This window comes from Pleomorphomonas sp. T1.2MG-36 (assembly GCF_950100655.1).
Taxonomy (GTDB): domain Bacteria; phylum Pseudomonadota; class Alphaproteobacteria; order Rhizobiales; family Pleomorphomonadaceae; genus Pleomorphomonas.
Map to the genome: position 1 here is coordinate 62,467 of NZ_CATNLY010000052.1, position 24,258 is coordinate 86,724.

At 64.9% G+C, this 24,258-nt stretch carries 22 protein-coding genes, 1 pseudogene and 1 riboswitch; of the genes and pseudogenes, 14 read left to right on the top strand and 9 right to left on the bottom strand.

Translation table 11 applies throughout. The annotated features are described in order from the left end of the window. Positions 1-337 precede the first annotated feature (337 nt). Both QQZ18_RS21365 and QQZ18_RS21370 read right to left on the bottom strand, forming a co-directional pair. On the bottom strand, positions 338-2,317 hold the full coding sequence (locus tag QQZ18_RS21365; protein ID WP_284543020.1) for a putative bifunctional diguanylate cyclase/phosphodiesterase: 1,980 nt from the start codon (positions 2,315-2,317) through the stop codon (positions 338-340). A 323-nt stretch (positions 2,318-2,640) separates the two neighbouring features. Further along, positions 2,641-3,207 carry a hypothetical protein gene (locus tag QQZ18_RS21370; protein WP_284543021.1) on the bottom strand — a complete coding sequence of 189 codons (567 nt, stop codon included), beginning with the start codon at positions 3,205-3,207 and terminating at the stop codon, positions 2,641-2,643. A 686-nt stretch (positions 3,208-3,893) separates the two neighbouring features. On the opposite strand from QQZ18_RS21370, the gene QQZ18_RS21375 reads away from it, so the two are divergent. After that, positions 3,894-4,319, top strand: a complete 426-nt coding sequence (locus QQZ18_RS21375; protein WP_284543022.1) for a DUF805 domain-containing protein — start codon at positions 3,894-3,896, stop codon at positions 4,317-4,319. A 322-nt stretch (positions 4,320-4,641) separates the two neighbouring features. Further along, positions 4,642-4,738, top strand: a riboswitch (yybP-ykoY riboswitch). Between the two features lie 79 nt (positions 4,739-4,817). Further along, positions 4,818-5,381, top strand: coding sequence for a manganese efflux pump MntP (locus QQZ18_RS21380; protein ID WP_284543023.1), 564 nt, complete (start codon positions 4,818-4,820; stop codon positions 5,379-5,381). A gap of 94 nt (positions 5,382-5,475) precedes the next feature. On the opposite strand, the gene QQZ18_RS21385 is transcribed toward QQZ18_RS21380, so the two are convergent. Further along, positions 5,476-6,144, bottom strand: coding sequence for an outer membrane protein (locus tag QQZ18_RS21385; RefSeq protein ID WP_284543024.1), 669 nt, complete (start codon positions 6,142-6,144; stop codon positions 5,476-5,478). 509 nt (positions 6,145-6,653) lie between these two features. Between QQZ18_RS21385 and QQZ18_RS21390 the strand changes: the two genes are divergently transcribed. Beyond that, positions 6,654-7,589, top strand: a complete 936-nt coding sequence (locus QQZ18_RS21390; RefSeq protein ID WP_284543286.1) for a transposase — start codon at positions 6,654-6,656, stop codon at positions 7,587-7,589. Positions 7,590-7,603: 14 nt separating this feature from the next. Here the strand turns inward: QQZ18_RS21390 and QQZ18_RS21395 are convergent, their stop codons facing one another. Beyond that, on the bottom strand, positions 7,604-7,798 hold the full coding sequence (locus tag QQZ18_RS21395) for a hypothetical protein (RefSeq protein WP_284543025.1): 195 nt from the start codon (positions 7,796-7,798) through the stop codon (positions 7,604-7,606). Positions 7,799-8,067: 269 nt separating this feature from the next. Between QQZ18_RS21395 and QQZ18_RS21400 the strand changes: the two genes are divergently transcribed. Both QQZ18_RS21400 and QQZ18_RS21405 read left to right on the top strand, forming a co-directional pair. After that, entirely contained in the window at positions 8,068-8,316 is a 249-nt protein-coding gene (locus QQZ18_RS21400; protein ID WP_284543026.1) for a type II toxin-antitoxin system ParD family antitoxin, read from the top strand. Then, the gene (locus QQZ18_RS21405) at positions 8,313-8,606 is read left to right on the top strand and encodes a type II toxin-antitoxin system RelE/ParE family toxin (protein ID WP_284543027.1); all 294 of its coding nucleotides are present in this window, start codon (positions 8,313-8,315) and stop codon (positions 8,604-8,606) included. Before QQZ18_RS21400 ends, QQZ18_RS21405 begins: the two co-directional genes overlap by 4 nt. Positions 8,607-8,681: 75 nt before the next feature. Here the strand turns inward: QQZ18_RS21405 and QQZ18_RS21410 are convergent, their stop codons facing one another. Then, a complete protein-coding gene (locus QQZ18_RS21410) occupies positions 8,682-10,346 on the bottom strand; it encodes a methyl-accepting chemotaxis protein (RefSeq protein ID WP_284543028.1) in 1,665 nt (554 codons plus the stop codon). Between the two features lie 426 nt (positions 10,347-10,772). On the opposite strand from QQZ18_RS21410, the gene QQZ18_RS21415 reads away from it, so the two are divergent. The 9 genes from QQZ18_RS21415 to QQZ18_RS21455 all read left to right on the top strand — a co-directional run bounded on the left by QQZ18_RS21415 (position 10,773) and on the right by QQZ18_RS21455 (position 20,368). Continuing rightward, positions 10,773-11,918, top strand: coding sequence for an ABC transporter ATP-binding protein (locus QQZ18_RS21415; protein WP_284543029.1), 1,146 nt, complete (start codon positions 10,773-10,775; stop codon positions 11,916-11,918). Continuing rightward, positions 11,911-12,837, top strand: a complete 927-nt coding sequence (locus QQZ18_RS21420; protein ID WP_284543030.1) for a carbohydrate ABC transporter permease — start codon at positions 11,911-11,913, stop codon at positions 12,835-12,837. The genes QQZ18_RS21415 and QQZ18_RS21420 overlap by 8 nt, the downstream gene beginning before the upstream one ends. Then, positions 12,837-13,679 (top strand): carbohydrate ABC transporter permease, encoded by an 843-nt coding sequence (locus tag QQZ18_RS21425; RefSeq protein ID WP_284543031.1) that lies wholly within the window; start codon positions 12,837-12,839, stop codon positions 13,677-13,679. Before QQZ18_RS21420 ends, QQZ18_RS21425 begins: the two co-directional genes overlap by 1 nt. 131 nt (positions 13,680-13,810) lie before the next feature. Next, the gene (locus QQZ18_RS21430) at positions 13,811-15,091 is read left to right on the top strand and encodes an ABC transporter substrate-binding protein (protein ID WP_284543032.1); all 1,281 of its coding nucleotides are present in this window, start codon (positions 13,811-13,813) and stop codon (positions 15,089-15,091) included. Positions 15,092-15,159: 68 nt separating this feature from the next. Then, entirely contained in the window at positions 15,160-16,056 is an 897-nt protein-coding gene (locus tag QQZ18_RS21435) for a PHP domain-containing protein (protein ID WP_284543033.1), read from the top strand. Between the two features lie 42 nt (positions 16,057-16,098). Next, complete coding sequence (locus QQZ18_RS21440) at positions 16,099-16,878, top strand: MurR/RpiR family transcriptional regulator (protein ID WP_284543034.1); 780 nt, start codon at positions 16,099-16,101, stop codon at positions 16,876-16,878. A gap of 136 nt (positions 16,879-17,014) precedes the next feature. Then, positions 17,015-17,629 (top strand): DUF6273 domain-containing protein, encoded by a 615-nt coding sequence (locus QQZ18_RS21445; RefSeq protein WP_284543035.1) that lies wholly within the window; start codon positions 17,015-17,017, stop codon positions 17,627-17,629. 359 nt (positions 17,630-17,988) lie between these two features. Then, positions 17,989-19,461, top strand: coding sequence for an N-6 DNA methylase (locus QQZ18_RS21450; protein ID WP_284543036.1), 1,473 nt, complete (start codon positions 17,989-17,991; stop codon positions 19,459-19,461). Beyond that, positions 19,451-20,368 (top strand): hypothetical protein, encoded by a 918-nt coding sequence (locus tag QQZ18_RS21455; protein WP_284543037.1) that lies wholly within the window; start codon positions 19,451-19,453, stop codon positions 20,366-20,368. The genes QQZ18_RS21450 and QQZ18_RS21455 overlap by 11 nt, the downstream gene beginning before the upstream one ends. 41 nt (positions 20,369-20,409) lie before the next feature. On the opposite strand, the gene QQZ18_RS21460 is transcribed toward QQZ18_RS21455, so the two are convergent. The 4 genes and pseudogenes from QQZ18_RS21460 to QQZ18_RS21475 form a co-directional block, all read right to left on the bottom strand. Then, positions 20,410-20,877: a GNAT family N-acetyltransferase gene (locus tag QQZ18_RS21460; RefSeq protein ID WP_284543038.1), complete on the bottom strand. Its 468-nt coding sequence runs from the start codon at positions 20,875-20,877 to the stop codon at positions 20,410-20,412. Between the two features lie 52 nt (positions 20,878-20,929). Continuing rightward, positions 20,930-21,049 (bottom strand): annotated as a pseudogene (locus tag QQZ18_RS21465) (helix-turn-helix domain-containing protein); the annotation flags it as partial. Between the two features lie 12 nt (positions 21,050-21,061). After that, entirely contained in the window at positions 21,062-22,948 is a 1,887-nt protein-coding gene (locus QQZ18_RS21470; protein WP_284543040.1) for a PAS domain-containing protein, read from the bottom strand. Positions 22,949-23,311: 363 nt separating this feature from the next. After that, positions 23,312-24,133 (bottom strand): alpha/beta fold hydrolase, encoded by an 822-nt coding sequence (locus tag QQZ18_RS21475; protein ID WP_284543041.1) that lies wholly within the window; start codon positions 24,131-24,133, stop codon positions 23,312-23,314. Positions 24,134-24,258 lie beyond the last annotated feature (125 nt).

Below are 24,258 nucleotides of genomic sequence, written 5' to 3' on the forward strand. Positions count from 1 at the left end.
TCTGCGCCCTACCCATTCCGCTCGGGAAATAGTCCCGGCATAGCGGCCTGCGAACTTGGCGGGGAAGGCCAGCCTGAGCGGCGGGCGCTAGGTGTGTGCTTTCAGGAGGTTATCCGTCAGTACGGTGTGGATCCGGCAGGGCACCGCCTTGATCAAGGCGACCAGAAAGGCCGAAGCCGAGGTCCGGCCGGAGGATCCTCCTGGAGAAGGAGAACGGCGCTGGCGGATCAAGAAGATGGTGGATGGCTGGACGGCGAACTGACCGGTGAGCTGCTTCTATTGCCGGCCGACATTCTGCGCTTCTCCCTCAGCCAGGTGGATGGAGCCGCTTGGCTGTTCACGAGATCCGCTTCAGCCGTCCCGCCTCGGCGCTCTCGTCCCTCACCTTCGCCAGGATCTCCTTCGCCGCCACCGGGCGGGAGAAGTGGAAGCCTTGCACCTGGGCGCAGCCGTAGCGGCTGAGCATGTCGGCTTCGGCGGCGGTTTCGACGCCTTCGGCCAGGACGGAGAAATTGAGCTGGGTGCCGAGGTTGATCAGCGTGCCGATCAACTGGGCGTTCTTCTCCAGGCTGTCGATGCCGGCGATCAGGGAGCGGTCGATCTTCAGCCGGCCGAAGGGCAGGGAGGCTAGCTTGACCAGCGAGGAGTGGCCGGAGCCGAAATCGTCGATGGCGATCCTCATCCCTCCGTCCACCAGCCGCCGGAGTTCGGCGCTGACGCCCATGAGGTCGTGGATGGTTTCCTCGGTGACCTCCACCTCGAAGCGGTCGGGGCGGATGGCGAAGCGGTCGATGGTGGCAAGCAGGATGTCCACCGGCTTGCCGGTCAGGAACTCGCCGGGCGAGATGTTGATGGCCACGGTGGAGCTGGCGTCGCCGGCATGGGTCAGCGCGCGCAGCAGGCGGCAGGCCTCGGTGGCGACGAACTGGGTGAGGCGGTCGCCCATGTCGGCGGCGCGCACCGCGGCCAGGATCTCCGGCGGACTGATGGCGCCGAGCTCGGGGTGGGACCAGCGGATCAGCGTTTCATGGCCGATGACGGCGCCGGTCCCGAGGTCGTGCTGGCCCTGGAAGACCACGTGAAGGCGGCCGTCCGAGAGGGCGTCGCCGATCTCGGCCTCGATGCGCTGGCTGCGCTGGAGCTTGATGCGCAGCTCGGCGTCGAAGCGGGAGACGCGGCGCTTGCCCTTTTCCTTGGCGGCATAGAGCGCGATGTCGGCGGCGGCGAACAGCCCGGACAGCTCCGCCGCGTCCTGCGGGAACAGGGCGAGGCCGATCGAGGCGCCCACCGGCGAGGCGATGCTGTCGGTCAGGAAGGGGCGCTCCATGTCCGCCACCACCCGTTCGCACAGGGCTTCGGCCCGTTTCCCGTCGTCGCCGGCGCCGATGATGATGGCGAACTCGTCGCCGCCGAGCCGGGCGATGAAGTCCGAGGGATGGCAGGCGCGGGAGAGCCGCACGGCGGCCTCGATCAGCACCTTGTCGCCGACGAGATGGCCGTGGGTGTCGTTGATCAGCTTGAAATTGTCGAGGTCGACGACGGCCAGCGCCAGCGCGGCGCCCCGCGCCTCGCGGGCCGACAGCTCGGCGTTGAAGGCCGCCCGGTTGGGCAGGCCGGTCAGGCTGTCGTGGTTGGCGAGATAGTCCAGCTTGCGGTTGGACTCGTTGAGCGACCGGGCGAGCGCCTGCGAGCTGAGGCGGGCCTCCTCGCCCTGCCAGAACCGCGCCGAGCCGCGCCTGGCCTGGAGGATCATCATGATGAGCAGCAGCAGGGTGTTCGCCCCGATCACGCCGCAGGCCAGGTCGCCCTGGGCAAGGAAGGTGCCGGTGGTGGAGAGAAGGATGGGCGTGAAGAACACGATGCCCGGCTGGGCCAGCGTCATGCTCTGGATGAGCGCGCCGGCGGAGATGCCGGCCATCAGGAAGGCCGTCAGCGCGCCGGACATGGTCTCAATGCCGCCGACCTGCATCAGCGGCACGGCCGACCAGACGAGGCCGGCCAGAAAGGCGAAGTTGCGCAGTTGCCGCAGGCAGGCCTCGGTGTCGCGCGTGGCCTCGGGCCTGCTGCGCAGCCGGAGGAGCCAGAGCCCACGCACGATCGCCACGGCGACCACGGCGGCAACCCACCAGGGGATCCACCAATAGCCACCCTCGATGTTGAGGACGACGGCGCCCGACAGGGCGATCAGGGCGGACGAGATCAGCGTGGTGGGCAGGTTGGCGAGGGCAATGGACAGCTGCTCGGCCCGTATCTCCGGGAGATACGGCCGCTCGTTCAGAGGTTCGCCCCGTACGGCTCCGGGGTCGGTCGCTCCCATCCATGCCCTCCAAGGCAAACAAGATATGAAACGGATCGAGTAAATTTACGTTCGCCTATGCGACTTCCACGCAGATGACGCCATCGTATCCGCTATTATTTGAGCGTCCATTAATGTGAGCTGGAGTTCTCGGCGACGAAGTTGTGTGTAATTTTGAGTGAAAGGAGGGGATTCTTTCGATTGTTTCCTTTTGTTTATCCGTATTACTTACAGTGTGCGTCGATGGGGCATGCCGACGAACCCTCCGGGTGACCCGCTTCAGCGCTCTGCCTGCTCGACGGCCGGGATATCCGCGACCGCCTCGCGCGCCTGGCGGCCGCTTCTCACGAGGGCGACGAGGGGAATGCTGGCGGCGGTGTCGAGCCGTTCGTCGGCCTGGCCTGAGTCTGGAACGGGCGGCTTGCGGTGGACGACCGCCAGGAGCGCGGATTTTGGGCCGTCGTTCGCTCGGCCTCGCCAATCAAGCCGGTCTCCACGCGGCGCGTCGTCACCTCGCGAGGCGGCTCGGCCGCTTCCCGGCCGCATGCGGCGAGGTCGACCGTGTTGAAGTGCGGCCGCAGAGCCATGATCAGGCGCTCCACCAGACGGCGCCCGTCCGCCTCGGAGGCGACCGGCTTCCAGTAGAAGCCGTGGGCGAGGCGATGCAGGGCATCGCGCTCCGACAAGACATCCCCGATGGCGGCCCGTATCGACCGGCCATAGCCCACGTAAAGCGGATGCAGGTGATTCCGATACTCGAAGATCAATATGTAGACGCCGGCACGGTCCGGCGCTTCGACGCCGTAATGAAAGCTTTGGCCGCCGAACGAGGCTGGAGATTGGCCGATGCGCGGCAAGTTCTCATCCGAAGCAAGGAAAGCTTCGGTGAACAGCGAGTCGAACTCCATCATTGTGATAGACCTCATCTTCGTCGTTGTTGTCGACGAAAATATATATAATCAGAAATTGAGAACAGTAGTTTTTAAATCGTTAAATCGACGTTTCGAGAACGAAGGGAATCATATGTATATCTTTGAGCGAGGCGGCTTTCATTGAAATTGTAATTGGAATTTATGGGCTCATCCGCTGGGCGAGTGTCGTGTGTTTGCCTATGCTGTGCTCTATATTTGCAAACATACCATTCATTTTATCTTTTGTGTCTTTTGCATAGGACTCGCAATTGGCGGCGTTTATCTTGAATTTTCTCCTCTTGGTTGCGTCTATGGCGGCGCGCCCAGCCCGGCAACACTTCGCGTCGGGCGATGGCGATCAACATTCGCCGGGATGGGATCGAGCGCGCGTCCGGCGAAATCCGGTTCGCCAACACGCTCCATCTCCCTGTTGTCGCATCGTGCGGAAAACCGGCTCCCACTTTTTCGCACGATGCTCCAGGGCGGCTTCGGCAGAGGTGGTAACCGGTCTTGCGTCCGCCTTCGCGGGCGCCGATGCCGCGCGTCGCGCTGGGGGTACTTATCCCAAGTTGCGGAAGCGCCGTGCGGGACACTATATCGTTTAACATCGCGCAGTCTCTGGAGGGAGGCGCAGCCGGCCGTCCTGTCGGGCCGACGCGGGCGCGCGGTTGCGAGAGGAGGCGAACATGGAATCCGGGCTCATGCTGGTGCTGATGGCGATCTGGGTTGTCATCCCGATCCCGTTCATTCTCTCGCGCGCGCCGGCCGGTCCCAACCGGTTCGGCGAAACCGGCCGGCCGATGGAGTTCGTGCCGGCGGTCAAGGCGTTTTTCTCGAACTATTTCAACTTCTCGGGCCGCGCCAGCCGGTCGGAGTTCTGGTGGGCGATCCTGTTCGTCTTCATCGGCGGCACCATCGCCTCGTTCGTATCGCTGATCAACGCGGTGTGGACGCTGGCCATCTTCTTTCCCTCGATCGCCCTGGCGGCGCGGCGCCTGCACGACATCAACCGCAGCGGATGGCTGCAACTGATGTCGCTGTTCTTCCCCATCGGCTTCGTGGCGCTGATCGTCTGGTACTGCGCCGCGCCGAAGGAGCAGACCGCCGGCTGACCGGGACGCCCGCTTGCGTCGCCGGCCTGCCGGGCCGGTTGACGGCGAGGGGCGGCGAGGCGAGGGGAGGACGGTCGTCGCCCTCCGTGCGTCCGCCATCACATTCGCATGATCCGTAGTTCGGGCTTCAAATTCCAGCTGACGGACCGAACTGCGGATTTGCGTGAGGCTATGGTCCGAGCATTGACGCGGGGGTGCCGAGAAAATCGCCGATTTCCGCGCTTTTCCACTTGCGGATATAGATCCGCTCTTACTTGCGAACGCTTCTTAATACCATGAAAACATGAGCGAAAAGCTTGACACGCTGGCCGGGGCTGCTAGACGGCGAGCCATCGGGGAGTAGTCACCGCCCGCGGGCGGGATCGTGTCAACAGGCTTGCGCCAATGCGCATGGCACGATCAGCCGAGAACATCGGCCCGGCAAGACCGTGGTGCCACCTGCTGCGTGCGGACCAGCGGGCGTGGGCGCCCGGTCGCGTGTCCGTCGGAGCCGTTTCCATGTCGCCCCTGTCCATTGCCGTTCTCGCCGTCAGCATGTCGGTCGACGCCTTTGCCGTGTCCGTCGGACGGGGAGCGGCCATCGGCCGGCCGCCGGTCCGCGAAGCGCTGCGCACCGGCCTGGTGTTCGGCATCGTCGAGGCGCTGACCCCGCTGATCGGCTGGGCCGCCGGCTTTGCCGCCAGCCGCTACGTCGAGGCGGTCGACCACTGGATCGCCTTCGCGCTGCTGGCCGGCGTCGGCCTGCACATGCTCTATGCGACGTTCCGCAAGGACGACGCGGCGGCGGCGCCGGCCGGCCGGTCGCTGGCGGTCCTGATCGCGACGGCCATCGGCACCAGCCTCGACGCCATGGCCGTCGGCGTGTCGCTGGCCTTCCTCGACGTCAACATCGTGGTGGTCGCCATCGCCATCGGCCTCGCCACCTTCGTCATGTCGTCGGGCGGCATGCTGATCGGCCGCCTGATCGGCGAGCGCTTCGGCAAGGTCGCCGAAGCCGTGGCGGGCCTCGCCCTCTGCGGCCTCGGCGTGTTCATCCTGTTCGAGCACCTGTCGCTGGGCTGATCGCGCCGGAAGGCCGGGCGCGGCGCGATGCCCCGCCCGGGTGGTCCCAATGGTTCCGGGCGCAAAACTGGTGCCCGCTTTTGCTGGAACCGGTCTAGAACTTCCAGTTCAGTCCGACGCGGACGACCGCGAACTGGTCGTCGCTGGTGAACGTATAGTTGCTTCTGCGCACTTCCGCCTTGTTCAGGTCGACGTAGAGCGCTTCGATCTTGGCTGTGACGTTCTCGGAAAGCGCCTTTTCGATACCGGCGCCGATGGCATAACCGAACACGTTCTCGTCCAGGTCCGTCACGCCGGGGACGGACGGATTGCCATCACGGCTCTTGACGTTGGCGTAGGCGAGGCCGCCGGTCACGAAGGGCAGGTAGCCGTCGAAGGCGTAGCCCAGGCGGCCGCGCAGCGTCGCAAACCAGTCGACATCGTTGACGCACGAGGCGGTGTTGCAGGTCCACGCGGGTATCGTTCCCGCCGTTCCGCCGATGCCCGAGGCCTGGAAGTCGGCTTCCAGGCCGAAAACGAACTGATTTGACTGGTAGTTGTAGCCAACCGTCGCGCCGCCAACGAGGCCCTTCATGTCTCGGCCAAAGATGCCTGGGGTGCCGGGATAGCCCGCCGCGTACTGGTCGTACTCACCCATGCCATAGCCGGCGGTCGCGCCGACGTAGAGGCCGCTCCAGTCGTAGAGCGAGCCGGCGGACGCGGCGGACGTCCCAACCAGAAGCGCTGCCAGAAGCGAGGAAAGTCGACGAAATCCCGTCATCATGAAGCCAAGTCCCCCTGTTCCCAAACCCAATGCGCACACTGCGCGAGTCCTATCCCCGGATCGGTTGGACTCGGTCACGTAGACCGATAATCAGGTATTTGCTGGTTAACAATACTGAGAGATGCAAAAGCAACGGGACACGCCACGGGATCCGCCTGTCGTGTCTTCGCGGCCACGATCATCCGTGTGCCGCTGCCGGGAGGGCGGATGACGCGACGGGACGGCCGAAACCCGGTTTTGTGTCGGGACTGGCGTAAAAACAAAGAGATAGAGCGTGTTGGCGAACCAGAGTTCGCTGGAACTGCTTGTCTTATGAGAATCCGTGCCGATAAGGCACAAAAGAACCGCTGAGAGAGGGTTGCAGCCTCTCGTCAGCGGCGAGGGACGGATCGTGGAACTGCCAGCCGTTTGACGGGCCGAGCTAGAGTATGATCGCCCTCGTCTTTTCCATGTGGCCTGAACGGATACTCGGGGCTTGGACCCGAATGACAAGCAGAGGCACGGAAAAGATGACGAACTTTACCATTGGCATCGACATCTCGAAAGACAGTTTGGACACCCATCGCTGGCCCGATGGCGCGACAAGGCGCTTTCCCAACAAGCCGGCTGGCCATAAAGCGCTGATCGGCTGGATCGGGACCGATGCATCGCGCATCGTCTTCGAGCCAACCGGCCCCTATCATCGCGCTTTGGAACAGCGTCTGTCGGAGGCTGGTCTTCCCTTCGTCAAGGTCAATCCCCGCCAGGCCCGGCGCTTTGCCGAGGCAACCGGCCGGCTTGCCAAGACAGATCGAGCCGATGCGGCTCTCCTGGCGCGGATGGGTGCAGTTCTCGACCTGCCGCCCAGGCCTGTCGTCGACGACAGGCTCAACGACTTGAGAGAGTTGCGGGTTGCCCGTGACGCCCTGATCAAGGATCGAACGGCGGCGCTGAATCGCGGCAAACAGCTAACCATTGCCCTGCTCAAACGGCAGAACGCCGACCGGCTGAAGCAGATCGCGCGTCAACTGGCGCAGATCGATGCCGAAATCAGCCAAGGGATCGAAGCTGAGCCGGTGCTCAAGGCACGGCTCGACATCCTCGTCAGCATTCCGGGCATCTCTATCATCACCGCCGCGACCTTGCTCATCGACATGCCCGAACTCGGCAGCCTCGAACAAGCTCAAGCCGCCTGCCTGGCTGGATTGGCGCCGATCGCCCGGCAGTCGGGAAGCTGGACCGGCCGCGCCTTCATTCGCGGCGGACGATCCAGCGTACGCCGAGCACTCTTTATGCCTGCTCTCGTGGCCGCACGCTTCAACCCCGACCTCAAAGCCAAATACCAACACCTCATCGCAGCAGGAAAATCAGCTAAAGTCGCTTTGACTGCTATCATGCGAAAGCTCGTCGTCCTCGCAAACGCACTGCTCAAGGCAGGCAGGACATGGGCACCAAAAAACGCTTGATCAACACGGATACTCTAGGTTCCGCCGAAGGGGTAGTCGCCGGCCATCATCACGGCGGCGAAGATCAGGACGGCCGCGACGGTGACGAGAATGGTGAAGGCGGGCCAGGAGATGCAGTGCCGGCCGTCAAGCCGGATATCCTCGGCCAGAACCTTGAACTTGTCCGGGGCGCCGTGCTTGAGCCGGCGAAACTGGAAGAGCTTGCCCATGCCGCTGGCGAGGGTCCGGCAAGTCGGCTTCCCGGAGCCCCCGTCTCCCTGTTTTCCGCAACTCCCGGCCGCTCCGCCATCGGCGGGCGGACGAGATGGCGCGTCACGTTTGCCGGCGAGAATAGCCAGTAATTGCTAATCAAGGATTGATGCGGTCTTACACGCTCGCTCAGATGGTGTTGTATGGATGTTCCGGCTATCTTGCCCGGCCGGCGCCGGTGTAATACATTTTGGTACACGACCCGCGTTTCAGACTGGAGAGAGCGCCGATGGCCCGCAATACGTCCGTGACGCTCGGGGAGCACTTTGCCGGTTTCATCGGCGACCAGGTCAAGTCCGGTCGCTATGGATCGGCCAGCGATGTCGTGCGGGCCGGGCTGCGGCTTCTGGAAGAGCACGAAGCCAAGGTCAAGGCCTTGCAGGACGCGCTGATCGCCGGGGAGGATTCCGGCGAGCCGCAGCCGTTCGATTTCGAGGGGTTCAAGGCCCGAAAGCGGGCGGAGCATGAAGGGCGGTGAAGGCCCTCGCGTTCTCGCCCGCCGCCGCTGCCGACCTCGAACACATCTGGGATCATAGTGCTAGACGCTGGGGAGTGGATCAGGCGGACCGCTACATCGATGAGATTCGCGATGCCTGTCTCGGCCTGGCATCCGGGATCAGACAGGGCAGGCTGGTCGACGTGCGGCCGGGCTATCTGAAGTATGCCACCGGAACGCACATGATCTACGTCCGCGATCGAGGCGATCGACTGGATGTCATCCGCATTCTGCACCAAAGGCAGGATGTGAGCCGGAACCTGCCGATCTAGAGCCACGCCCGAAATTGTGTAAATACAAAGAGATAGGGCGTTGGCGAATGGGACTCGCCAACCTGCTCTAGATCCTCACGCCGCCCCGAGCTCCCTCACGAAGGCCTGGACCTGGTTGCCGAGGTCGCGGGACTGGGTGTCGAGGTGGCTGGAGAGGGTCATCAGCTGGGTGGCGGCGGTGCCGGTCATTTCGGCTGCCGCGCCGACGCCGGTGATGGTCTGCGTCACGTCGGCGGTGCCGGCGGCGGCGCGCTGGGTGTTCTGGGCGATCTCGCCGGTGGCCGCGCCCTGTTCCTCGACGGCGCCGGCGATCGCCTCGGAGGTGTGCTGGATGCGGTCGATGGTCTCGACGATGTGCGAGATGGATTCGACGGCCAGCGTGGTGGCCGACTGCACCTCGGCGATCTTGCGACCGATCTCGTCGGTGGCCTTGGCGGTCTGCTCGGCGAGCTGCTTCACCTCGGAGGCGACCACCGCGAAGCCCTTGCCGGCGTCGCCGGCGCGCGCCGCCTCGATGGTGGCGTTGAGCGCCAACAGGTTGGTCTGGCTGGCGATGGAGTTGATCAGCGTCACCACTTGGCCGATCTCCTGGGCCGAGACGGACAGCACCTCGACGTTCCTGGCCGAGGCCTGGGCCTCTTCGGCGGCGGCGCGGGCGATCTGAGAGGAATGGGAAACCTGCTGGGAGATTTCGTCGATAGGGGCGGACAGTTCCTCGGCGCCAGCGGCCACGGTCTGCACGTTGGTGGAGGCCTCCTCGGCGGCGCCGGCCACCTGCTGGGCTTGCAGCGCCGTTTCCTCGGCGGTGGCGGAGAGGTTGCGCGCACTGTCGGCCACGTCGCCCGACGACTTGGCGAAATCCTGCGACAGCGCCCGCATGCGTTCGGCGAAGTCGCGGGTCAGCGCGGCGGTCCGTTCGAGACGCTCGCGCTCCACCGCCTGCCGGCTGGACATGTCGTTGCGCATCGCCTCGGCGTCCAGGAGGTTGCGCCGCACCTGATCGAGCTCCCCGGCCATCAGGCCGAACTCGTCGCGCCGCGTGGTGGCGGCGGAGGCGGCAAGCTCGCCGCGCGCGATGGCCTGCAGCGAGCGGGAAATGCCGACGACGCCGGTCGAGACGCCCCGGTCGATCTTCAGGCTGAGAAGGACGATGATGACGAGCGCCACGGCCAGAAGGATGAGCACCGTGGTCTGGAAGGTGGCGGTCAGGCTATCGAAGGTTCCGTCGACGGCCTTCGCCTCCTGCTCGGCCAGCGTGCGCAGCGTGCCGAAGGCGGTGGCGATCTCGGTCACCACGTCGTCGATCTTTCCGTCGAGGTCGCGGATGTCCTGGGTCATCTCCGCCGACTTTTGCAGCCGCGGCAGCATGTCGGTCTCGTAGAGGGCGACGAGACGGTCGAGGGCGGCCTCGCCGTCCTTGAGGGCGGCGGCCTGATCGGGGGCGTCGATCCAGGTCTTCAGGCCGTCGATGGCGGCGCGTTCCTCGGCGATGGCGGCCGCCCAGTCGCGGCGGCTGACGTCGAGGTCGCGGTTGATCTCGGTGTCGGCGATGATGCGGTAGAGCCGGGCGCCCATGCCGCTGGCGTTGGCCGCCTGATTGGCATGCACGGCGATGGTGGCGCCGTCGTCCTGCGTGGCGCGGATCCAGGTCAGGCTGTACCAGGTCCCCACGGAGAGAAATACCAGCAGCGTCGTGAAGATCACGAGCAGAGACCTCAGCTGAAACCTGATCGACAGCATTCTGAACCCTCGGCTTGATCCATGCGGGCGTCGGCAACGCTATTGCGGCCCATGTATCCTGACGAGAGAGTATTGGCGTAACTGAATAATTTTCAGTTACGTCTGCTCCGGACGACTTATTGTCCGCCATCGCAGAACTCGCAAAAGACTACTCAGAATTGACAAGGTCCTGAAGATCAAATGACTTATGGTCCATGCCGGTGTCGGCGTGGCGCTTCCGGGGGAGGGCGGCGGGGAGCCGATGGAGACGGAGCGAGGCGCTGCGGATGCGCCTGACGGCCACCGGGCCGAGTGACGCGCGGGGTTCAAGAAGGGCGGGTATCGTCGGTCTCGACGGTTGATGTGAAGGAAAATTCTCCGAAACGTCATTGGAGTGAAGCAAAACTCCACTATCAGGCATCCATTGCGAAAACAGCGAGGGGTGCCATGTCGGCCGCAGTCGAGATCAGGGCGATCGAAAAGCGCTATGGAGACACCGTCTCCCTCCGTTCGGCCTCGCTGTCGGTGCGGCCGGGCGAATTCATGACGCTGGTGGGGCCGTCGGGCTGCGGCAAGTCGACGCTGCTGCGGATCATCGCCGGCCTGGCACCGCAGACCTCGGGCGAGATCGCCATCGGCGGCGAGCCGGTCGACCATCTGCCGCCCAAGGCGCGCGACGTCGCCATGGTGTTCCAGTCCTATGCCCTCTACCCGCATATGACGGTGGCCGAGAACATCGCGACGCCGCTTCGCATGCGCGAGCTGCCGCGCGGCGCCCGCCTGCCGCTTCTCGGCCGCCTGTGGCCGGGCGTCGGCGAGAAGCGCGCCCGCATCCGCGCGGCGGTGGGCCGGGCAGCCGAGATGGTGGAGATCGATGGCCTCCTGGCCCGGCGGCCGGCGACGCTGTCGGGTGGCCAGCGCCAGCGCGTGGCGCTCGCCCGCGCCATCGTCCGCCATCCGCGCGTCTTCCTGATGGACGAGCCGCTCAGCAACCTCGACGCCCGCCTGCGCGTCGCCATGCGCGGCGAGATCACGGTGCTGCACCAGAAGCTGGGCGCCACCTTCATCTACGTCACCCACGATCAGGTCGAAGCGATGACCATGTCGAGCCGGGTGGCGGTGATGATGGACGGCGGCATCGTCCAGTGCGCCAGCCCGGCCGAGCTCTACGCCGACCCGCAGGACCTGCGCGTCGCCCGCTTCATCGGCTCGCCCGAGATCAATGTGCTCTCCGTCGACGCCCTCATCGCCGCCAACGCCGGCTTTGCCCCGCTCGTCGCCGAGTGGAAGGGCGCTACCCACGCCGCCTTCCGGCCGGAAGCATTGCGCCTTGCGTCCGATGGCCCCGGCCTTGCCATCGCCTGCCGCGTCGAGCGCGTCGAGGGGCTGGGTCACGAGACGCTGGTCTTCCTTCGCTCCGAGGTGGGTGGCCATCCGCTGACGGCGCGTCTTGCGGCCGGCACTCTCGCCCTGTTCTCCGGCGACAGCGCGGTGGCGCGCCTGTCCCCTGACGACGTTTTGCTGTTCGACGGCGCCGGCCAGCGGCTCGACCGCCGCCACGTCACGCCCACGGGAGGTTACGCCCATGGCTGACATCGTGCTCACCGAGGCGCCGTCCGCCGTCCGGCCGCGCCGGCTTGGCGCCGTGCTGCCGGCCCGCGTCGCCTATGCCATGGCCATTCCGGCGGTGGCGCTGATGGTGCTGACCGTGCTCGCCCCCATCGCCGTCATGCTGGCGATGAGCTTCACCGGCTACCGCTTCGGCGAGGATGCCGTGCCCTTCGTCGGGCTCGACAACTACATGGCCCTCATCAACGACCGCACTTTCCGCAAGGCGCTGTTCAACACCTTCGCCTATGTCGCCATGGTGGTGCCGGGCTCGGTGATCCTGGGCCTGCTGCTCGCCGTGCTGATCGACGGGCTCGACCATGGCGGCCGGCTCTACCGGCTGGTGTTCTTCCTGCCGGTCACCGCCACCGTCGTCGCCATGGCCATGGTGTGGAAGTATCTGCTGCACGGCACCATCGGCCCGTTCAACCTGCTGCTCGCCGGGCTGGGGCTGCCGGCCATCGACGTGTTCGGCGATCGCAGTCTGGCGCTGGCCGGCCTTGCCGTCATCAACATCTGGAGCCTTGCCGGCTTCAACATGGTGCTGTTCTCGGCCGGACTGACGGCGGTGCCGCAGGACCTCTACGACGCCGCCGCCATCGACGGCATGGACGACAAGCTCGACCGCTTCTTCTCGGTGACGCTGCCGCTGATCGGGCCGACCATGATGTTCGTGCTGGTCACCTCCACCATCACCGCCTTCAAGGTGTTCGACACGGTGGCCGTCATCACGCGCGGCGGGCCGCGCGGCGCTTCCGACGTGCTGCTCTACACCACCTATCTCGAGGGCTTCAGCTACTTCCGCATGGGGTCGGCCGCGGCGATGACCACGGTGTTCCTCCTGATCATGCTGGTGTTCGCCTGGGTCCAGGCCCGCGTCCTCGATCGCCGGGTGCACTACTGATGTCCGCTCGCTCGCCCTACCGCATCCGCCCCGGCCAGCTCCTCGCGCACCTCGTGCTGTTGTTCCTGGCCTTCCTGTTCCTCTTCCCCTTCTACGTGCTGCTGGTCACCTCGGTGCGCACGCCGCAGGAGCTGTTCACGCCGCATTTCAGCTGGCTGCCGGTCGAGTTCACCGGGCTCAAGTATTACATCCAGTCGGTCACCCACTCGCCGGTGCTGACCTTCATGAAGAATGGCGTGGTGGTCTGCGCCGGCATCCTGATCGTGCAACTGCTCACCGCCATTCCCTGCGCCTACGCGCTGGCGAAATACGAGTTTCGCGGTCGCGACCTGTTGTTCGCCACGGTGCTGTTCTGCCTCACCGTGCCGATCCAGGCTCCTGCCCTGCCGCTCTACCTGGCGCTCAACGCCATGGGGGCGCTCGACAGCTATTTCGCGATGATGGCGCCGTTCTTCCTGTCGGTGTTCGCCATCTTCCTGTTCCGGCAGACCTTCAAGTCCTATCCGGACGAGATCATCCAGGCCGCCCGGCTCGACGGCATGTCGGAAGGGGCGATCCTGTGGACCATCGTCGTGCCTGCCTCGCTGCCGGCCATCGCCGCCTTCGCGGTGTTCTCGGTCACAGCCCACTGGAACGATCTCTACTGGCCGCTGATCGTCGTCCGCTCCAACGAGCTGATGACGCCGCCGCTCGGCCTTGCCTACTTCACCGATGTCGAGAGCGGGGAGAACTACGGTGCGCTGATGGCGACGGCTGCCATCCTCACCGCTCCGCTGATGCTGGGCTTTCTTCTGGCGCAGCGGCATTTCATCCGCGGCATCACCACCATGGGCCTCAAGTAGCTCCAGTCCGTTCCGGGGTCCGGCCGGTGGCCGGGGCCCGGCGGGCAGGATGGGATTGCGCCCCATCCCGCCCCGGCCGCGGCGGTTCCGCGCGCCGTTCCTGTCGTCCACCGAAGCAACGGAGAACACCAATGAACAGGCTCCTCGGCGTCGCAGCCGTAACGGCCAGCCTAGCCTTCGCCGCCGCCTCCGCGCAAGCGGAAGTCACCATCGAGGTGATGCATCCCTGGCCGGGCCACAACCATTTCCATGAGGCCGAGGCCAAGGCCTTCATGGAGAAGCACCCGGACATCAAGGTCGTCTTCCGCGCCTCGCCGGAAAGCTACGACGCCGGCCATCAGGCGATCATCCGCGACGCCATGACCGGCAACCTGCCGGACGTCTATCACGCCGGCTATCACCTGTTGCCGGCGCTGGTGCGCACGCTGGAGCCGAAGGGCCAGATCGTCGACCTCAAGCCGTTCATCGACAAGGAAGGCGGCAAGGGCTGGCTCGACGACAACTTCAACCCGGCGATGATCAACCTGACCACCGTCGACGGCAAGATCTGGGGCATGCCGTTCAACGCCTCGACGCCGATCATCTTCTACAACAAGGAGCTGGTCGAGAAGGCCGGCGGCGACACCGCCCACCTGCCGACCGACTGGGACGGCTGGATCGCCTTGGGCGCCAAAGTTGCCGCCCTCGGCGGCGGCGTCACCGGCGCCTCCTACACCATCGACGTCTGGCCGGACGACTGGCTGTGGCGCGCCCTGATCTCGCAGCAGGGCCAGCCCTTCATGAAGGACGACGGCAAGGCCGTGGCCTGGGACGGCGATAGCGGTCGCAAGGCGCTTGAGCTCGCCCGCCGCTTCGTTGCCGAAGGCGGCATGAAGCAGATGGAGTTCGACCAGGCCCGCCAGCAGTTCGTCGCCGGCCTCACCGGCTTCACCGTGCAGTCGGTCAACTCGGCCCGCTCCTTCGAGGAGATGTCGGCCGGCAAGTTCACCGTGGGTACCGCCGTGTTCCCGGTGACGAACAAGGAGGCCGGCAAGGTGCCGACCGGCGGCAATGGCGCGCTGATCCTCGCCAAGGATGCCGACAAGCAGGCTGCCGCCTGGGAATACGTCAAGTTCATCTCCTCGCCGGAAGGCCAGAAGATCGCCGTGCTCGGCTCGGGCTACATGCCGACCAACCAGAAGGCCATGGCGCCGGAGCTGCTGGGCGATTTCTACGCCAGCCATCCCAACTGGCGCACCTCGCTCGACCAGATCGACCGCGCCGCGCCCTGGGCCGGCTATCCCGGCACCAACGCCGTGGAGATCTGGCGCACCCAGCGCGACCTGATCGCCGAGGTGATGAGCGGCGAGCTCCCGGTCGACGACGGTCTCGCCGAAATGGTCAAGGCCACCAACGGCCTGATCGCCAAGTGACATGATGGTTCGTGGTGGGGCTCGCCCCCGCCACGGCCCTCCCGCGCCCCTCTTTTCCGGATGATCATATGACCGCCTTCGCCGCCTTCAACGCCCCCGGCCGCTTCCTCAAGGGGAACATCCACACCCACACCAACCGTTCGGACGGTCGTCTGCCGCCGGACGAGGTGGTGGCCCGCTACCGCGCCGCCGGCTACGATTTCCTGTCGATCACCGACCATTTCCTGCCGTCCTACGGCTTCCCCATTACCGACGCCGGCCCTGTCGATGGCCTGACGCTGATCCTCGGCGCCGAGCTGCACGCCCCGCGCACCGAGATGAGCGAGCTGTGGCATCTGGTGGCCGTCGGTCTGCCGGCCGATTTCGCGCCGACCGCCGAGGGCGAGGACGGCCCGGCGCTGGCCCGCCGCGCCCGGGCGGCTGGCGCCTTCGTCGGTATGGCCCATCCGGCCTGGTACCAGCTGTCGCTCGCCGACGCCGAGACGGTCGCCGACGCCTGCCACGCGGTGGAGATCTACAACCACGGCTGCCAGATCGTTCACGACAAGGGCGACGGCGCCTACATGCTCGACGGCCTCGCCGACAAGGGCCGGCGGCTGCTCGCCTATGCCTCCGACGACGCGCATTTCAAGACGCCGGATTTCGGCGCCGCCTGGGTGATGGTGAAGGCGGCCGAGAATAGCGCCGAGGCCATCCTCGCCGCGCTCAAGGCCGGCGCGTTCTATTCCAGCCAGGGGCCGGAGATCCACAACCTCGCCTTCGAGGGCGACCGGTTGATCGTCGAGTGCTCGCCGTCCTCGAGCGTGCTCGCCATCGGCCGGGGCTACCAGTACGAGCACAGCTTCGGTGCCGGCATGAGCCGTGTGTCGCTGCCGCTCGACGGGCTCGAGGGCAGCCCATGGCTGCGCGTCATCGTCACCGACGCCGTCGGCCGTCGCGCCTGGAGCAACCCGGTCTGGCTCTGATTGGTGTACGCTTCCGGAGAATCGAGCGGAGACGAGAGACCAGTGGCCGATACGCTGTTCGGACGGGGGCTTCTGGCCGAAATCCAGGGTGCGATGGGCGAGATGCCCGAGGCGCTGTCGCGGGTTGGCGGCTACATTCTCGGCCAGCCCGAGGCGGCCATCCGCGCCTCGACGGCCGAACTGGCGCTGCAATGCGGAACGGGCGAGGCGAGCATCGTCCGCTTCTGCCGCCAGATGGGCTTTGCCGGCTTTCGCGAGCTGAAGATCGCGCTGGCCTCCGACATCGCCTATCGGCGCAGCGACGAGACGCGCGGTTCGTCCGACCTCGCCGACCGCATGATCGCCGCTCTGAAGTCGACCTCGGACACCATATCCGGGGCCGACCTCAAGACGGTGGCGGCGCGGCTTACGGCCGCCCGCCATGTCGACGTGTTCGGCTCGGGCGTTTCGGGCATCGTCGCCGAGCTCTACGCCTACCGCTTCTCCCGCCTTGGCCTCGTCGCCCGAGCCTTCCAGGACCCGATCCTCGCCGACGAGGTGGCCGGGGCGCGCGGTGGCGACAGCGTGGTGATCGCCATTTCCGAAACGGGGCTGACGGTGCCGGCCGAGCGCTTCCTCACCCAGTCCCGCGCGGCCGGCGCCTTCACGGTGGCGATCTCCGGCCGCCAGTTCGGCGGCCTCGAAGACCTCTGCGACGTCGTCTTCGTGGCGACGCCGGTCTCTCCGTTGCCGCAGCGCGGCGAAATGAGCCCGGTGGCCGCCAAACTGTTCATCTGCGACCTGCTGGCCCAGGAGGTGACGGCGGCGCTGGCGGCGGGGTAAGGCCGGGAAAGCTGTCTGTTTTCTGAAGCTTAAAAGTTGGTGCAGGGAACGGCTTCACGCTTGATTTGTCGGTCCCGGCTGGGGAAAACAGGCCGAAGGCGAGCGGTGCCGCCAGTCAGGGAAGAGCGTTTTTCGAATGAGCGATATGGAAATCGGCGCATCGCTGTCGTTCGGCGGTCTGGATTGGCGCGTGCTGGATGTGCGCGACGGGGCGGCGCTGATCATCACCGAACGGATCATCGATCAGCGCCCCTATCACGATGCCTACACGGAGATCACCTGGGCCGACTGCGCCTTGCGGCGCCACCTCAACGGCGCCTTTCTCGACGGCTTCGGCGCGGCCGACAGGGCGCGGATCGTGCCGGTCGTCAACCGCAACCTCGACAATCAGTGGTACGGCACGCCGGGCGGGGCCGACACCGAGGACAGCGTGTTCCTTCTCAGCATCGAGGAGGCGGTCTGCCGCTATTTCGGCGACAGCAGCGCCAAGCTCTACGACGAGGGGCGCAAGCGACGCTACTGGTTCGAGCGGAAGGACGAGAACAATGCCAAGCGATCCGCCAATCTCTGGCGCGGCGACGGCGGCACCTGGTGGTGGTGGCTGCGCTCGCCCGGCCGCCTCGGCGTCAAGGCCGTCTACATCCACGGCGACGGCAACATCGGCATCCAGGGCAACAACATCCTGAAAGGCAACATCGCCGACGGTTGGTGTACGGGCGGGGTCCGTCCAGCCGTTTGGATCAGAATCTGATGTGATTGGCGCAGAGACGGCATACACCGAGTGGAGTTGCGCTCATTCTTGACGAAGTGGTCTGGCGATGGTTTTTGCCACTTCGTTTCGCCCCTCGCGATGATCTCGCCATGGTGTCGATGCTCAATCTGGGAGATGAGGTCTTCGTGTCCCAGCGACATGCTAGGACGGCATGAGGATGCAACTGGTCGAAGGCGGGAGCGACATGTCGCGTTTGTTCACAGGCGCCATAGGTCTTGATTTCTCACCCCTTCTTCGGAAATCGAGCGAGACGGGTGCATTTGTTCATGGTATGTTCCGGAGCGAAAGTGGGATTTGCCCCACACCGGTGCTGCATCGCACGCTACCCTAGGTGAACTATGGGATACGAATCGCCGATCTTTGATCAGAAGGAGTCCGGGGCTTTTTTCACCCCAATTGACGTTGCGCAGGCGCTCGTCCGTTGGGCGGTGCATAATCCGTCGGATAGATTGCTCGACCCGTCATGTGGTAGCGGGCATTTTCTGGCCGCTCATCGCAATTCCGTTGGCATAGAGCAAAACCCTCTGTCCGCACAGACAGCGATGACGGTGGCGCCATGGTCTCTGGTGCACGAAGGCGATTTCTTTGCCTGGGCATCCGAGACACAGGAACGATTTGAGTGCGCCGCCGGAAATCCACCGTTTATTCGATATCAGAGTTTTTCCGGGATCCTCCGCAACCGTGCCCTCAAGCTTTGTGCGGAGCATGGGGTCAACTTCTCCGGACTCTCGTCTTCCTGGGCGCCTTTTTTGGTCGCGACTGCCAGCTTGTTGAAGCAAGGCGGCCGCATGGCTTTCGTCGTCCCCGCAGAGATAGGACACGCCCCTTATGCCGCGCCCTTGCTTGAATATCTGGTTGCCTCATTTTCCACGGTGCACATCGTAGCGATCCGGAGCAAGCTTTTCCCAACTCTGTCGGAAGATTGCTGGCTCCTTTATGCCGATGGCCATGGTGGCGTGTCCGATCGGATTGGCATTTCCATTTGTGATCGGTTTGCACCTTCAAAGGAAAGGCCCGTTCCTGATTTCTTCGTTGATGTAGTTGAATGGCGAAGCGTTTGGGGAAGGCGACTTCGCCCATACTTGATCTCTGCAGAGGCACGCAGATTGTATTCAGAGGCTGCAGGGAGCCAGCAGGCAAAGCGTCTTGGCGATTTTGCTCAGGTCGGAATAGGCTACGTAAGCGGAGACAACGAGTTCTTCCATCTTCGCCCGTCGGAAGTGAGCCGGTTGGGAATCTCCCAGGAGTTTCTGCATCCCAGCCTGCGCAACGGGCGGGCTATGCCAAGCGCAAAGCTTACGCCGGAGACGGTGGAAAACTGGACAAAGCAAGACCAGAAAATTTTTCTTCTGCGTTTGCAACGGGGGCAGCAGCTTCCAGGAAACGTTCGACGCTACCTCGATAGTAGTGCCGGCCGTGAGGCCAGCCGTGGCTACAAGTGCCGGAATCGCTCTCCTTGGTATGTAGTTCCCGATGTGCAAGTGCCCGACTATTTTCTTAGCTACATGTCGGGGAGGGCAGCTAACCTTGTCCGAAATTTGGCCGGCGTGACATGCACAAACAGCGTTCACTCAGTCAGGTTGCACGATAGGGCACTCGCTAAAAGGCTGCTTCCACTTTGGTCGAGCCCATTTGTGAAGTTGAGTTGCGAGCTTGAGGGGCACGCGCTTGGTGGTGGTATGCTGAAACTGGAGCCGCGCGAGGCCAAACGGATTCTGTTTCCGTCATCGGAGATCGCCAATAGCCTGAGTTCAGAGATACTGGAAGAGGCGACGAGGACGCTTCAACGCTGGAGGCATTATGCCGGGTAGGTCGGACATCAAGGTATGCCAGTGGACTAGCCAAGCTGAAGCGTTGGCGGCATTTGCTCAATTCGCCGGGAAGACACAAAGCGCGAGTCATATCAAACCGCTGCACTGGTACGTTGCATGCCGTCTCGTGCTTGAGGGCGGTTTCGACCCTGACGATGTCACCCCAAGGCCGCCATTCCGGTGCGAAAGGAGGCCAGGGCGCGCGCCGGTGCTGCATTATGCGCCCGAGTTGGCTGGCGGCGGTGAAAGAACTGTCTTGGGTGGTCTGAAAACAAAGAACGTTGATGTCGTGGTCACTCGGAATGGTATCGGCCCCGTGCTCGCAGTCTCGTGTAAGGGGGTAACCGGAGCATTTCGTAACCTGACAAATCGAATGGAAGAGACGATTGGTGAGTGTACCAACCTGCACATCACCTATCCGGCTCTTGTGCTTGGATATCTCGTTCTTCTTCGCGCAAATCAGATGGCCGAGCAGGTGCTTGATGATGCAGCGACGATCGCCGAAAGTTCAGAAATTCTACCTGAGACAAAGATTCTAGGTGCAAACGACATTGCGATTGCGGAGGGCGGAGACCCAGTTGCAGGCATAGTCCGTTTCCATAATGCTCTCAGGGAGATGGCCGGTCGCCGCGGAATCCGAAATGATGTCAGTCGTTACGAGGCAATTGGTTTCGGTCTGGTGGAAATGCAGGGGGTGAACAAGAACGGTCTCTTGAACAGCTTTCCGTTGCCCGACAGCCCGCTCAACCTAGGCGGCTTTTTCAACACTCTCTATGCCCGTTACGATGAGCGCTTTGTCGTAAGTGCGCCCGATCTCTCTTCCGTTACTCGGCGTCTAGAGTGGGATGCAGAGTCGCCGGCCCTCAAGCTTCCCGCCCTGGATTTCCCGACTAGGCAATCTAACTAGTTGGGAAATCCAGGGCGGGTTCAAATGCCCACTGCACCCGACTACTCAGTCTCGCAGCGCCATGTGACGAGCCGGCCGTCTTCATCGTCCCAGCGCGTGCCGGTGCGGACGAAGCCGGCGCATTCGAGGACGCGCTGCGAGGCGATGTTGTCGGGGCTGGTGTCGGCGGTGATGGCGCGGACGGCGGGGGTGGCCTTTGCCCAGCGCACGATGTCGCGGATGGCCGCGCCGGCATGGCCCCGTTGCTGACGGCTCGGCGCGATGCCGTAGCCGATGTCGACCACGCCATCCTTTGGCGGGCGGGTGACGGAGCACAGCCCCACCAGTTCGCCGTCGCTGACGATCAGCCAGGACGCTGGCGAGAAGGTTTGACGCACCTCGGCCGCCACGTCGTCCAGTATGTCCAGGATATCGGAAGAGGCGATCGGCGTGTCGGCGAACCGAAGATCCCTCGGCGCGCGACCCTCGATGAGGGCCGCGTAGTCCTGTTCGGTGGTTGCGAGAATCATCGTCGCCTCATGGCTTCGGCGCCGAGCCGCTTGGCGTCGGGGCGGGCGTGCGACACGTTTCGTCGAAGGTCTTCATCGTTGCCCTGTCGACGGTTCCCGCCGCGTACATGCCCCGGACCGCGTCGTGGATGGCCGCGAAGGCCTCGCTCTTGAACGCTCGCTTCGCCGTCATTGCAATCCCTTTTCAGCCCGCCACCCCGTCGTCCTCGACGATGGCCTTGGCGGAGAACACGAACTGGCAGCGCACGCCGTCGGGGGCGGCGGTCCAGTCGGCGCGGCCCATGGTGTCGTGGGCGAGGCTGTTGCGGATCAGCATCGAGCCGAAGCCCTTGCTGGTGCCGACCTCCACCGGCGGGCCGCCGGCCTCGCGCCAGTCGAGCTTCACCCGCGCGCCTTCGCCCTCGGGGCAGGGCGTCAGCGTCCAGCCGATGTGGACCTTGCCGTCGGGCGTCGACAGTGCGCCGTATTTCATGGCGTTGGTGATCAGCTCGTGCAGGGCCAGCGCCAGGCCGAGGCCGGTGCGCGGCGCCAGCTCGGCGTCGCCGTCGGCATCGATGACGATGCGGTCGTCGAGCTGGTAGGTCACGGTGAAGGTGTCGCGGACGATGGCGCCGAGGCGGCTGTCGCCGGGGCCGGCCAGGATGCGGATCTGCGCCTTGTTGAGGGCGGCGATGCGGTCGCCGAGGCTCTGGCGGGCGGCCTCGATCGACGGCGCCCGGCGCAGCGTGTTCTCGGTGATGATCTGGATGATGGTCAGGATGTTCTTGACGCGGTGGGCGCTCTCGCGCGCCACCATGTCGAGCCGCTCCTCGATCTGCTTCCTCTGCGTCAGGTCCTGCACGGCGCCGAGCACGCGCTCGGGCCGGCCCCGGGCGTCGCGCACGACGGTGCCGCGCGCGCCGATCCAGGTGATCTGGCCGTCGATCAGCAGGCGCATCTCGCCAGGCATCTCCACGTCGGCGCCACCCGCGCTTTCGGCCGCGAGGCGGACCAGGCGGGAGGCGTCCTCGGGGTGGATGCGGTTCAACACCTCGACGATGGGCACGTCCTCCATCGTTTCCGGCAGCCGCAACAGGTCGTGGAACAGGCGCGAGCCGCGCACGGTGCGGCGCCGGAAATCCCAGTCGTAGGTGCCGAAGCCGCCGCCTTCCTGGGACAGGCGCAACAGCTCGGTCTGCCGTTCGAGGTCGCGCTGGGCGCGCCAGCGCTCCGTCACGTCGTGGCCCTGGACGAAGATGCCGGTCATCTCGCCCTGGGCGTCGCGGATCGGCTGGTAGACGAAGTCGACGTGCCGGAGTTCGGGCAGCGCCACGCCGCTCCAGCGCAGGAACACCGGCATGTTCTGGCCCGAGTAGGGCACGCCGGTGCGCCAGACCTCGTCGAGAATGTCGGTGAAGCCCTGGCCGACCACCTCCGGCAGCGCCTCGGCGACGCTGAGGCCGACGAGGTTGCCGCGCCCGACCAGCCGGCGATAGGCGTCGTTGGCCAGCTGGAAGACGTGGGTCGGCCCGGTCAGCACGGCGATGAAGCCGGGCGCCTGCTCGAACAGCTCGCGCAGCAGGGCGATCTCGCCGAACAGCTTGTCGCTGGCCGTCTGCACCGCCTGCGCCCGCGCCAGCACGCCGGATTCGGCCATGTTGGCCCGCGCGTCGCGCTCGCGCAGCTCCTGAAGCTCGGTGACGTCCTCGGTGTGCTGGAGGATGTAGGCGAGTTCGCCGCTCCGGTTCTTGAGCGGCGTATGGGTGGCGCTCCAGAAGCGGAGCGAGGGTGGATCGCCGGGGCGCGAGGTGTCGTAGGGAACCAGCGCCACGTGGTCGGGCTGGTTGGTCTCCAGCACCCGGTTGAACGACGCCGTGAGGATCCGGTATCCGTCGGAGTTGGGATCGGCCGGGAAGGCTTCGAACAGACCCCGGCCGATGATCTCGTCGCGATTTTCTCGCCCGACGGCTTCGAGATAGGCGTCGTTGCAACCGGCGATCACCAGATCCCGAGTAAAAATGACATAGGCGTTCGCCGAGGCATTGAATAGGTCTCGAAGATCAAGATCGTCGGCCGCCAGTTTGCTGAACATCTTCGTCCCGCCGCATCACCGTGACGAAGAATGACAAAAATAACCTTGACTTTCAATGACAAAAGCAAGGTCGGAAGAGGGGGAGGGGCGCCACGAAATTCTTCAGTAACAGCGGCCCGCGAGGCGCTCCGCCGAAGTGGCCGCGTCGGCCGGCCGAGGTATGGTACGGCTCCGTACGGGCATAGTCGCCGCAAGCGGCGGCTGCAAAGTGGGTGTTGCATCGCCCTTATCTTCGTGGGCGGCGTCGATATGCCGATGCATACTTTCTGGAACGATTCCGAGATGAGGGTTTTCCCTCATGGAGCGATCTTTTGCTGATGGGCCGGCCCCCTCTATGGGGCCGGCCGGTTCATGCGCCTTGCATCAGCCGCGGATGAAGGCGAGCACGTCGGCGTTGAAGCGGTCGGCGTGCGTCTCGGCAAGGCCGTGCGGGGCGCCGGCATAGACCTTCAGCGTCGAGCCGGCGACCAGTTCGGCGGCGCGGGTGGCGGAGGCCTTGATCGGCACGATCTGGTCGTCGTCGCCGTGGACGATCAGCGTCGGCCGGTCGATGGCCTTGAGGTCGTCGGTGTAGTCGACCTCCGAGAACTCGTGGACGCAGTCGTACTGGCCCTTGATGCCGCCTTGCAGGCCGATGCGGCGGAAGTTCTGCCGAAGGCCGTCGTTGACCGCCACGCCATCGCGGTTGAAGCCGTAGAAGGGGATGGTCAGGTCGTAGAAGAACTGCGAGCGGTTTTTGGCCGTGCCCTCGCGGATGCCGTCGAAGGCTTCGAGCGGCGTGCCGTCCGGGTTGGCCGGCGTCTTCAGCATCAGCGGCGGCACGGCGCCGACCAGCACCACCTTGGCGACGCGGGCGGTGCCGTGGCGGCCGACGTAGTGGGCGACCTCGCCGCCGCCGGTGGAATGGCCGACGAGCACGACATCCTTGAGGTCGAGCGCCTCGATCAGTTCGGCGAGGTCGTCGGCGTAGCGGTCCATGTCGTTGCCGGTCCAGGTCTGGTCGGAACGGCCGTGGCTGCGCCGGTCGTGGGCGATGACGCGGAAGCCGTTCTGGCCGAAGAAAAGCATCTGCTGGTCCCAGGCATCCGACGACAGCGGCCAGCCGTGGGAGAAGACGATGGGCTGGCCGGCGCCCCAATCCTTGTAGAACAGGGTGGTGCCGTCGGTGGTGGTGAAATGGCTCATGACAACGTCCTTTCGGTGATATTGAATTGCGCACAATTTGTTTGTACGCGATTTGTATGACGGAGCGAAAGGCAACTGTCAATCGCTTGCCGACAAATCGTGTGCGAATTATTTGTGACGCAAGC